Source organism: Anabaena sp. AL93 (genome assembly GCF_001672085.1).
Taxonomy (GTDB): domain Bacteria; phylum Cyanobacteriota; class Cyanobacteriia; order Cyanobacteriales; family Nostocaceae; genus Dolichospermum; species Dolichospermum heterosporum.
Genome location: NZ_LJOU01000080.1, coordinates 18,396 through 29,806, shown reverse-complemented (window position 1 = coordinate 29,806; position 11,411 = coordinate 18,396). Strand labels below are relative to the sequence as shown.

Below are 11,411 nucleotides of genomic sequence, written 5' to 3'. Positions count from 1 at the left end.
GTTGGGGGAGTTGGGGGAGTTGGGGGAAAGATATTTATTTGCAACTGACAACTAACAACTAACAACTGACAACTGACAAAATAAATGTGTAGGCTAGAATTACTAAGCTTTTAGTTAGCAACAAGTCAGAGGAAGGCAGTATGGATAGTAACAATTGGTTGCAACAGCTAATGATGTTGGGTATTGGCACAACTTCTTTAGTTGCAGACAAACTCAAAGAAGTGAGTGATGAACTGGTAAAAGACGGTAAACTCAATCCTGAGCAAGCAAAGGCAGTCATGGATGATCTTGTACATCAGTTACAGTCAGAACAAGGCAACTGGGACGAGCAAATGCAGCGACAAATGCGAAACATGATGCAGGATTTGGGAGTCGCCCGTCAGTCAGAAGTAGACGAATTACGGGGGAGAATAGACCGTTTAGAGCGTCAAGTCCGGGATTTAGAAAATAAGCTATGGCGCTAAAAGATCATTTCTGATTTAAACTAATTTGTGTTCTGTCAGTAATCTGATCATCGGTAATTAAAAGAGAGAGGGTTGATTTTGAAAGGAATTTTCCTCAGCGTGGTGTTAATGCTGGTATGTGTTGGCGTTTTAGTATTTACCCAAATTAGCGGTCAAAAAGATGCGGCGATCGGTAATTCATCCCCAGCACAACCAACCACCACTGTCACGCAAGAAAACAATACGCCAATAAAGAGCAATACTATGTCTGAAGCAAATGCTGTTACTACCGCCTCTGGATTAAAATATATTGAACTACAAGAGGGAACGGGCGCAACTCCCCAAACTGGACAAACCGTTGAGGTTCACTACGTCGGTACATTAGAAAATGGGACTAAATTTGATAGTTCGCGCGATCGCGGTAAACCCTTTAGCTTTAAAATTGGCACAGGACAAGTAATTAAAGGTTGGGACGAAGGACTCAGCACCATGAAAGTAGGTGGCCGTCGTCAACTAATTATCCCCTCAGAACTAGGTTATGGTGCGCGTGGTGCTGGTGGCGTTATTCCCCCCAACTCTACTTTGATTTTTGACGTAGAACTAATCAGCGTTAAATAGTAATTGGGAATTGGGAATTGGGGTGAGGTTATTGGGAAAATCAGAAATTTTCAGTTATTGCAATCGTCAAAAAATATCACCAAGGAAAATTAATTCTCAAAAGAAAAAAGATGAATACTTCTTATTCGGGCGAATCGTATTCCTTTAACTTTGACTTTCTTGCACCTCACCCCAAACAAGATGCTGATTTACTGCAACAGTTATCTTTTATCCCTGGGTTGAAAGAAATTCTCATGCTCCGTCAAGTCCACGCCCTGGAACACGCCACCGTCTGGTTACTAGGGGAAAATAAATATTCCTCTTTATCATCAGGAACAACCACCAATATACAATTAGATGATGAATTATTAGGTGGTTTGTCTACCGAACAGGGATTTTTTCTCTATGGTGATGTGAATATTCATGATTTGCGCCGTGCAGTAACATTAGCTAAACATCGTCTGACCACTGGAGAATGGGATTTAGCTGTACATCCCCGCTGTGGCACAAATGTATCTGTAGCCATGTTATTAACAGCAGGACTAGCAGTAACAATTCCTTGTTTACTACCATTTCGACCAATTGAACAACTAATCGGTTTTGGTTTAGCCGCCACAGCCGCAGCGGAAATTGCACCAGATTTAGGAATGCTCACCCAGCGTTATCTTACCACCTCTATCCCCTTTAATTTAGCTATTGAAAATATTACCATCACCCGTGATTTTTGGGGTAAAGAAAGTCATTTTATCAAAGTATATTGGGAAAATTAGGAATCCGTAGGGGCGCAGGGCCTGCGCCCTGATTCATTAACCACCTGCGCCCTGATTCATTAACCACCTGCGCCCTGATTCATTAACCACCTGCGCCCTGATTCATTAACCACCTGCGCCCTGATTCATTAACCACCTGCGCCCTGATTTATTCACCACCTGCGCCCTGATTTATTCACCACCTGCGCCCTGATTCATTAACCACCTGCGCCCTGATTTATTCACCACCTGCGCCCTGATTTATTCACCACCTGCGCCCTGATTCATTAACCACCTGCGCCCTGATTTATTCACAACCAACACCATTATTTATAAACTTCAAAATTAGATATTTAGGATGATGAGAAAACTTTACTTTTTAGTACCAGGAACAAATGGTAAATTTGCTTGTGGTGGTCTTTGGGCAGAATTGAAAACAGTTGCTTTAGCTCAACAGATTTGTGATGCTGAAATAGTTACCTATCGTCAGCGAGAATCAGATAAATTATTTTTAGATGATTTATTAAAAGAAAAGAACTTAGATTTAGATAACATAATTTTTGTAATTAGCTGGGGATTCAATGTTGGTAAATTAGCGGCTAAATTGCAAAAATATCATGTAATTTATCACGCTCATAGTGCAGGTTATAAAATTAATTTACCAGCTAGTATTCCCATAATTACAGTGAGTAGAAATACTTTGGGTTATTGGGGACAACAAGCCCCAAACTCTCTAATTTATTATTTACCCAATCAAATTAGTGATGAATTTACTAATTTACATCAACATCGAGATATTGATGTTTTAGTGCAAACCCGGAAATCTTCAGAATATTTAATTAAAACCTTAATTCCGGCTTTAGAAAAAAAATGTAAAGTATTGGTTATTGATAGTTATGTAGAAAATTTACCAGCTTTATTTAATCGTGCTAAAGTTTATCTTTATGATTCGGCAGAATATTGGAAATTACAAGGAGTTAGCGAAGGATTTGGCTTACAACCAATGGAAGCATTAGCTTGTGGTTGTCAAGTCTTTTCTAGTGTCAATGGGGGATTATCGGATTATTTAGATCCGGGATTTAATTCTTATAAAATCGCTGGTTATGCTTTAGAATATGACGTTGCCAAAATTTTGCAGGTTTTAGAATCTTCAGTAGCATTGACTTTATCAGAAACTGTGTTAGCAGAATACAGAACTGAGCATATTATTCACCGTTTAGAAGTAATTTTAGCAGACATAAATAACTTCTTCGATCATAAACATAACTATTCAACTAAAATTCCCAATTTTACAAAAATCCGGTTAGCGCAATTGTTTACACAGAAAATCTTTGCTAAAATCAAGAAGAAATATTTACAGGGTAATTAGGGAATCTCATGAATAGACGATTACTGGTGACTGGAGGTGCTGGGTTTATTGGCGCGAACTTCGTCCATCATTGGTGTCAGGCTTATCCAAATGATAGAATCGTGGTACTGGATGCTCTTACCTACGCTGGAAATCGCCATAATTTAGCCTCTGTTGAAGCCAAAGAGAATTTCCGATTTGTGCAAGGAGACATAAGCGATCGCTCTTTAGTTGATCAACTACTTTTAGCAGAAAATATAGATACTATAGCCCATTTTGCCGCCGAATCTCATGTTGATCGTTCCATCACCGGACCTGCTGCATTTGTCCAAACTAACGTAGTGGGAACTTTTACTTTATTAGAAGCTTTCCGTCAATATTGGCAAGCAAAAAACCAACCTAGTAATTACCTATTTCTTCACGTTTCTACCGATGAAGTTTATGGTAGTCTCACCTCAGATGAACCGGCATTCTCAGAAACTACAGCCTATAGTCCCAATAGTCCTTATTCCGCTTCCAAAGCTGGAAGTGATCATCTAGTTCGGGCTTATTATCATACTTATAAATTACCGACAATTATCACTAATTGCTCTAATAATTATGGTGCTTTTCAATTTCCAGAAAAGCTAATTCCTTTGATGTGTATTAACATTCTAACTGGTAAAGAATTACCTGTTTATGGTGATGGTAAAAATGTCCGCGATTGGTTGTACGTAGTTGATCACTGTCGGGCGTTAGATGTGGTAATCCATCAAGGAAAACCCGGAGAAAATTACAACATTGGTGGCAATAACGAAGTTGAAAATATCAGTCTGGTACAAAATTTATGTGCAATCATGAACGAATTAGCCCCAGATTTACCAGTATATCCAGCGGAAAAATTAATTACTTTTGTGAAGGATAGACCTGGACATGATCGAAGATATGCTATTAATGCCAATAAGCTAAAAACAGAATTTGGCTGGACTCCATCTGTAACAATTACAGAAGGTTTACGTTTAACCGTAGAATGGTATCTCAGCCATAGTGATTGGTGGAAACCCTTACTATGATTAATCCGTAATTATCAATTATTACCTAATCTTTAATTCCTCTGAATAATGAATGGGGAATTTCGATTGCAGGAAATTTCTGACAGCTAGTTCCAAATCATTTTCTTTGAGCAAAGATTCTCCGATGATCACTGTTTGTACACCACATTCAGCCACAAACGATAAATCATCGGGGGTTTCTATACCTGATTCACTAAGGACTAAAATTCCCAGTTTTTGAAGTTGCGATCGCCTAGCTGCCAATAATTCCTGAGTAGTGTTAATATTAATGCTAAAATCACCTAAACTCTGGTTATTAATAGAAACTATCCTCACATCTTCTAAAGCTAAAACTCTATCCAAATCATTTAAGTTATGAACTTGGATGACAGCATTCATACCTAAGTAATGAATCACTCGTAAAAAGTTTTGTAATTGCTTATCTGTAAGAATAGCAGCAATTAATGATATTGCATCTGCACCAGCCGAACGGGCTAAATAAATTTGGCAAGGATCAATGATAAAATCTTTGCAAAGTAGAGGTATTCCTACCCGATATCTGATAGCACGTAGATGATCAAAACCACCATGAAAAAACTTTTGATCGGTAAAAACAGATACACAAGATGCTCCTCCTCGTTTATAGGCTTGAGCAATAGTAACTGGATCAAAATCTGGTCTAATTACACTATGATAAAGTGATGCTTTTTTCACTTCTGCAATTAAACTAGGTTTATAAATACTCAATTGCAAAGCCGTAAAAAAGTCCCGCACAGTAGGAGCAGCACTTAATTGACGTTGCAAGGAAGCCCAGGACATATCTTGTTGCATTTGTGCAACTTCTAGTTTTTTCTGCCACACAATTTCTTGAATAATTGTTTGCATTTGATGATTATAAATTGTGGTTGGGTAGCTCATGAATTCTGCATAATAATCATATTTTTTTTGATAAATCTTCACCTTACCTTTTTATTTTCCAGAAAGAATTTTCACAAATTCAGATTTAAAAACGCAACTACTTTAATTTTCCATCAAATCCTTCAGCTTTTATCATAGGAAGTTAATTTTGCTGAGAATTACCAAGTAAGCAGTTAGTTTTAAGTAATCTGATATAAGTACGATAGGGTATATAGTCCATAGGATTATAACCAGCAAATTGTAAAACTAGAACACAAGCCCAAGAATATTTACCCGCAATTATTGCTTTGATTATTTGCTCTATTTGTTCAGTCTTAATTTTTTTGTTAACAGACGAATGATAATCGCTAAAATTTTGACTCATAATATGCACTCCTGTTGAAAATCATAATCATCTAATGGTTTTGAGATTTTTTCATGCCTCTTTTTTAAGACTACCCAAAGTTACTCTTTCAATACATGAATTATTCTTTGATTAACTTGATAATTTTTTCGCTCTTATTTTTTAGCCCTAATTAGACTGTCAGAATAAGTAGGTTAGCATTGAAAATCGTCGTTATGGCAAGGCGGCAAGAGGCAAGAGTGAAGAGGGTTTAGGCGATTTTACTTTTCTTTACACAGATTGGTTTTATTGTGTTCACCTACTTATTAGATTTTTAAGTGTAAATTTATTAGCCGTGATTATATACTATTTTCTTGTTTTTTTAGGTTAATTTTTTCGTATAATCAAGTTAAAAATTGTTTCGTTCAGTTTAATACTTGGTAAGTGATTATTAGTAAAATCATTACTCCTTTTATGTTGCTTCTTAACTTTTATCTATTCCAGATTTTCTAATTTTGCCGTTCAGTGATTCTTGCTGATAGTTATATATAAATTTAATCAATCATTTATCTACCCTGGGGAGGATGCTAAATGATTAGCAGCTAATTTGAGGCAGAAAGATATTCCTGGCGACAGATGACCTTGTATCTTCTTTCATAGTTGAATGCAAAAGAGACTAAATTTGGGAAAATCAGGTAAATAACTCACAATTTACCTATTTATCAAATCTCACCATCCCAAAGTTTATACAGATATTAATTGACAATATGGCAATTGTATGATATTCAATACTGTTCGGTTAAGAGTTTTTGTAGCGACTGTCTTGATTGTCAAGCGACAGCGTAACCCAAAAAAAGCTTATAAATGTTGGGTTTCGTTTCTCTGTTTTTCTCCTCTATTTTCTGACTTTATTCCTAGACTTTAAATTTTTCCTTAACGAGCGCTTGACAATCAAGACAGTCGCTACGTAATTCTATTTTTTGAGCTTAACCGACAAGTATTGGTATGGAATTAGGTTCATTTTTCCGGGTGACTCAAGTGAAAAGTAATAAAAACAACCATTAGTTTTTTCATGCAACCAAGTTGAACGTATTTACTTTTTATTGATAAAATCAGATTTATTCAAGCTTAAACATAAATCTGCTAAAGATCAATTACTAATACTAATTGAAACAATAGCAATTATCAAGATTTTATTAACTCTTTACAAAAGAAGGGAACAGGGAACTCTTAACTGGGAGCAAATAAGAAACTTTAGTTCTGAGTTTAAAGCTCAGTCAAAAAAAGGATGTTTTTAAAAGATGCGTAGCACGAAAAAAACAGTGTCATTATTTCAATCTCATGTTTTTAAACATGAGTTTTTCCTGTTCCCTGTTCCCTCTGAATCGAATTTTATGTTTCCTTTTGCCCTATTTATATCCAAAATTTTTCCGCAAATTGTTACAGAGTTTAGTAACGGCTAAAAATAACAAAATCTAGTGATTGGAATAGTTATGTACGAAACAAAAAGAATTATCGTCATTGATAATGATATTGTCAACCGCAATTTTGTTTTAGATTGTCTTCACTCTCAAGGCTATAATGCCATAGGTTTAGAAAATGGTATAACTGGACTGCAATTAATCAAGAAATATTTACCTGATTTGGTAATTTGTGACCTAGTAATGCCAGACATAGATGGTTATACCTTATTAAATCACCTCCGGGAAGATCCATTAACAGCAATTACTCCTTTTATTTTTTTGACTGCTATTAATACAAAGGCATCTTTACGAAAAGCAATGGAATTGGGAGCAGATGATTATTTAACTAAACCTGTAACAACGGATGAGTTATTGCGAGCCGTTGATATTAGATTACAAAAACAGGCTCTTTTTAGATATTGGTATGCAACAAACCCCAATCAACTAACATCAACAGAATTACCTAATACATCAGCAAATTCTCCGTCAATTTTTCCAGATATTCCCCATTTAAAAATAATTTTCGATTATATAGAAGCTAACTATCAAGAAGGAATTACTTCATCTGATGTTGCCGAAGCTGTAGGTTATTCTTCTGCATATTTAACTAACCAAGTTGGTAAACAAACAGGAAAGCCAATAAATGTTTGGATTGTGAAACGGCGCATGGTAGCAGCCTTATCTTTATTGGAAAATACTAATCACACAATTGAGGAAATTGCTGCTGAAATAGGTTATCAAAATGCTCCTCATTTCTCTCGACAGTTTCGCCAACATTATGGGTTATCTCCCGGAAATTGGCGAAAAAAACACCAGTTAAATTCAGATTCGACAAAGACTAAGTTGCAATTTAGGCAAAATCGCTCACGATTACTCAACCCTGTACCTGCGGGAAGGAGTTAAGTCAGGAGGTAGAGGCGCAGTCCCTGCGCCTAATTAGGGTTTGCTGATAGCGCAGCGTGGCGTTAGAGGTTGTTTGAAAACTTTTTCGTGTGGGATCTGACACCCGCAGATCCCCCTAAATCCCCCTTGGAAAGGGGGACTTTGAGGAATTTAGCCCCCCTTTGTAAGGGGGGTTGGGGGGATCTCAATTAATTCTGATACTTTTCAAACATCCTCTAAGCCATACTTCTAGTAGTTCGTCAAATTTATTTTGACGGGTAATGAGCGGAAAAAACTTCTGTTCTTCCCTCCCCTGCCCCCGGTGCCTCTCTTCTCCCCCTGCTTGCCTTCACCCGTCATTTTCGGGTTGGCAGACTACTAGCCCTGACAGACAACTTTTTCAGCAAACCCTAATTAAAAGTCAGAAAAAATGACCCCCCTATTTCCTATTAGATAAAACTAACTACTTTTGGGATTGCTTAATTGTTGGATAAAAAGTTGTATTGATAAGGCGAATAAACCTAATGCAACTAACCCAAATATTCCCGCTCCCAAGGCTACTATACCTACAACTAGGGTACGCACGGCAGAAGCAATGTTGATCACAGTTTGGTTATCAGAATGGGTGGGTTTATTGGCAAAAGTAGTGGCGATCGCTATCATTAAAGAATAAGTAGCAAATGCAAATCCTCCCGATATCACAGACCCAGTTATACAGCGTAAAGGAGTTGCTTGGACTTGATTAGAACTATCTACTGATGGCGTTTCTTGCGGTTGATTCATAGTAAAATAATAAATTAGGCAATTTTATTGAGCGATTTTAATTCCATGTTTAATGGTATGGGTGACAAACAATTCCAAATCCTCATCAGGAATAGCCTCACGTATCCGTTCCTTAACTATCTCCCCTTGATTTTGAGATTCAACAATAGCAAACACAGAAGGGCCAGAACCCGACATCATTGTCCCTAAAACCCCGGGTTGACTAGCGAATAATTCCCGTAGTTGCCATACTTGAGGATAAGCTGGTAAAACAACCTTCTCCAAATCATTATGTAGTTTTCGGGCAATGTTTTCTGTATTCTTATTCAAGATAGCTTTCACCATATCTTCTGAATGAAAAGCACTAGTACGAGCCGCTAAACCTTCCGAATCTTGAATATAACCAATCCCAAATTGTTGCCGATAAGTTTTATATGCCCAAGGTGTAGAAACTTCCAAACTGCGATATTTGGCCAAGACTATATGTAAATTATCCAAACTTTGCAAAGGAGAAAGTTCTTCACCTCTACCAGTAGCAATTGCCGTTCCCCCACCAATACAAAATGGCACATCTGAACCCAGACCAGCCCCTAATTCTTCTAATTCTGATTGAGTTAATCCCAAATTCCAAAGTAAATCCATTCCCACTAACACCGCTGCGGCATTACTAGAACCTCCCGCTAAACCAGCAGCAACAGGAATATGCTTTTTGATAGTAATATCCACACCACCAAAATTACTAAAAGCTTTGGGAAATTCCTTAGCCATTAATGCCGCCGCTTGATAAACTAAATTAGTTTGATCTGTAGGTACTTGAGGATGATTGCAATAAACGCGAATATTTTCAGTGCTGGACGAATGAATATCAATTTGGTCGGACAAATCTATACTTTGGAGTATCATTGCTAATTCATGATACCCGTCAGGACGACTCCCGATAATTTCCAAATACAAATTGATTTTGGCAGGTGCAATTAAACTGTAAGAACGCATAACGGTTATTTAGCAGGGAACAGGGAACAGGGAACAGGGAACAGGGAATAAGCAATAGGGAACAGGGAATAAGCAATAGGCAATAGGGGAGAAATTTCATTCTCTATTCTTCAATTTCTTCCTCCTAACTCCTGACTCGGTGACTCCTGACTCCCGACTGCTGCTATAGTATTTACCAGTGATACCCATTGGGCAACACCAAGGTCTTCAGCGCGAACTTGAGGATTTATTCCCAATTGTTCCAGTAATTGAGTCAAGCTGTCTCGTTCAATTACCGATTGTAAATTATTTCTTAACATTTTTCGCTTTGACCCAAATCCCAATTTCACCAGAGTTTCTAACTTTTTGGGGTCATGAGCCGGAATTGCGATTTGTTTAGGACTCAACCGCACCACAGCCGAATCTACCTTGGGTGGAGGCACAAATGCCGCCGCCGGAACAGTACAAATTAACTCACAATCCGCCAAATATTGCACCCGCACCGACAACGCCCCAAAAGTTCTCGAACCGGGTTTAGCATATAATCTTTCGGCTACTTCTTTCTGTACTAACAAAACAATCGTATCAAAAGGCTCTGGATTAGGATGAGAAATCGTCCCCAGTAACTTTTCAATAATTGGTCCAGTAATATTATAAGGAATATTAGCAACAACTTTATTCTGCTTCTGAAAATTAGTAAATGTTGTTAATTGCGATGGTAAATCAAGAGTTAAAAAATCTCCCTGTAGCAAGAGAAAATTTTCTTTTTCCCCCAATTGTTTAGCCAGTAACTTACACAAATCTCGGTCAATTTCTACGGCTAATAGAGATTTCACCAGCGGTAATAACCGACGAGTGAGAATTCCTGTACCCGGACCAATTTCTAAAACTTTATCAGTTTCGTGACAATTAGCCGCTTGGACAATTGCGTTCAGAGCTTTATCACTTTTTAACCAATGTTGAGCAAACTGTTTACGGGGTTGAATCATTTTATTGCCATTAAAAATTAGACTTATTATCAGGATTATTTTATTGGACAATAACAATCTTTATTATACTTAATGATGTAAGTCCATTCTTAATAATACCACAAATCACTTACATATCACACTTCAAAATGTAACTTGAAACCTTATCAATGCCATCTCTAACCTACAAAGAATAGCAAAGGTCTTTCTTGTATTCACATATTTCTTTAATAAAATTCATCGTAAATCTTCTATCCAACACAAATAATTAAATAGTTTATCATGAGACAGTGCATTATAAAATCTTTCAGCAGCCGTCACCATTTTACAATTATTATTTACTGCCAGCGCTAGATATACACAATCATAAACAGCTTGCTGAACTCTTACTGCAATTTCTAAAGCCATTGGCATTAAACGAGGAGATAAACAAATTTGTAAAGGCAATCCCAAAAGTAATTCTAAATTATTTTGAGCATCATCTGAATTCATTTCTCCTCGACGTACCCGCTTCCATAAAATATTGCCAATTTCTGGAAAAAAGAAATCAGGAACTAATAATTGGTAATTTGGTTTATTCAAACGCAATGCTGCTTCTGAATGAATTTCCGGTAGTACCCATTTAATCCCTACATTTGCATCTACTACAAATTTACTCAACAGTTTCGATCCTCACGCAAAAGTTCAACACTATCACTAAAAATTTTACCTAAATGACGCTGACGTGCAATATCTATTTTTTTCCACGCTTGTGCAGTAACCGATTCTTGATTGACTAATTCAGCCTCTACAAAATTTTCCAAAATTGTCTTAACTTCATCTTCCAAACTGCGGTTATGGCTTTGAGCTAAACCCTGTAATTTTTCTAATACAACAGGATTAATATTTCCTAGTACAACTTGTGTTGTCATATTGCCTCGCTACTACTACAGAAAAAGACATTAACGCTGGGATAT

13 protein-coding genes are annotated in these 11,411 nt (G+C 37.0%); 6 read left to right on the top strand and 7 right to left on the bottom strand.

Annotated features, from left to right (window positions below):
* Nucleotides 1–140: 140 nt before the first annotated feature.
* The 5 genes from AN486_RS19395 to rfbB all read left to right on the top strand — a co-directional run bounded on the left by AN486_RS19395 (nt 141) and on the right by rfbB (nt 4,189).
* On the top strand, nt 141–464 hold the full coding sequence (locus AN486_RS19395; RefSeq protein WP_027403831.1) for a phasin family protein: 324 nt from the start codon (nt 141–143) through the stop codon (nt 462–464).
* Nucleotides 465–542: 78 nt separating this feature from the next.
* Nucleotides 543–1,061, top strand: a complete 519-nt coding sequence (locus tag AN486_RS19390) for an FKBP-type peptidyl-prolyl cis-trans isomerase (RefSeq protein WP_081424364.1) — start codon at nt 543–545, stop codon at nt 1,059–1,061.
* Nucleotides 1,062–1,171: 110 nt separating this feature from the next.
* Nucleotides 1,172–1,810 carry a DUF6391 domain-containing protein gene (locus AN486_RS19385; protein ID WP_053539272.1) on the top strand — a complete coding sequence of 213 codons (639 nt, stop codon included), beginning with the start codon at nt 1,172–1,174 and terminating at the stop codon, nt 1,808–1,810.
* A gap of 340 nt (nt 1,811–2,150) precedes the next feature.
* The gene (locus tag AN486_RS19380) at nt 2,151–3,158 is read left to right on the top strand and encodes a glycosyltransferase (RefSeq protein WP_168637120.1); all 1,008 of its coding nucleotides are present in this window, start codon (nt 2,151–2,153) and stop codon (nt 3,156–3,158) included.
* 8 nt (nt 3,159–3,166) lie between these two features.
* Entirely contained in the window at nt 3,167–4,189 is a 1,023-nt protein-coding gene (rfbB, locus tag AN486_RS19375) for a dTDP-glucose 4,6-dehydratase (protein ID WP_053539270.1), read from the top strand.
* Nucleotides 4,190–4,210: 21 nt separating this feature from the next.
* On the opposite strand, the gene AN486_RS19370 is transcribed toward rfbB, so the two are convergent.
* Nucleotides 4,211–5,086, bottom strand: a complete 876-nt coding sequence (locus AN486_RS19370; protein WP_053541278.1) for an indole-3-glycerol phosphate synthase TrpC — start codon at nt 5,084–5,086, stop codon at nt 4,211–4,213.
* A 142-nt stretch (nt 5,087–5,228) separates the two neighbouring features.
* Nucleotides 5,229–5,450, bottom strand: coding sequence for a HetP family heterocyst commitment protein (locus AN486_RS19365; RefSeq protein WP_027403825.1), 222 nt, complete (start codon nt 5,448–5,450; stop codon nt 5,229–5,231).
* Between the two features lie 1,451 nt (nt 5,451–6,901).
* Here AN486_RS19365 and AN486_RS19360 point away from each other — a divergent pair.
* Nucleotides 6,902–7,774, top strand: coding sequence for a DNA-binding response regulator (locus tag AN486_RS19360; RefSeq protein ID WP_053539269.1), 873 nt, complete (start codon nt 6,902–6,904; stop codon nt 7,772–7,774).
* 438 nt (nt 7,775–8,212) lie between these two features.
* Here AN486_RS19360 and AN486_RS19355 read toward each other — a convergent pair whose 3' ends face one another.
* The 5 genes from AN486_RS19355 to AN486_RS19335 all read right to left on the bottom strand — a co-directional run bounded on the left by AN486_RS19355 (nt 8,213) and on the right by AN486_RS19335 (nt 11,366).
* Nucleotides 8,213–8,536 (bottom strand): DUF3082 domain-containing protein, encoded by a 324-nt coding sequence (locus tag AN486_RS19355; protein ID WP_039204766.1) that lies wholly within the window; start codon nt 8,534–8,536, stop codon nt 8,213–8,215.
* 24 nt (nt 8,537–8,560) lie between these two features.
* Nucleotides 8,561–9,508 carry a 4-(cytidine 5'-diphospho)-2-C-methyl-D-erythritol kinase gene (ispE, locus tag AN486_RS19350; protein WP_168637064.1) on the bottom strand — a complete coding sequence of 316 codons (948 nt, stop codon included), beginning with the start codon at nt 9,506–9,508 and terminating at the stop codon, nt 8,561–8,563.
* Between the two features lie 110 nt (nt 9,509–9,618).
* On the bottom strand, nt 9,619–10,476 hold the full coding sequence (gene rsmA, locus AN486_RS19345; protein WP_190383526.1) for a 16S rRNA (adenine(1518)-N(6)/adenine(1519)-N(6))-dimethyltransferase RsmA: 858 nt from the start codon (nt 10,474–10,476) through the stop codon (nt 9,619–9,621).
* Nucleotides 10,477–10,692: 216 nt separating this feature from the next.
* Complete coding sequence (locus AN486_RS19340; RefSeq protein ID WP_290602115.1) at nt 10,693–11,115, bottom strand: type II toxin-antitoxin system VapC family toxin; 423 nt, start codon at nt 11,113–11,115, stop codon at nt 10,693–10,695.
* Entirely contained in the window at nt 11,112–11,366 is a 255-nt protein-coding gene (locus AN486_RS19335; protein WP_039204761.1) for a hypothetical protein, read from the bottom strand. The genes AN486_RS19340 and AN486_RS19335 overlap by 4 nt, the downstream gene beginning before the upstream one ends.
* Nucleotides 11,367–11,411 lie beyond the last annotated feature (45 nt).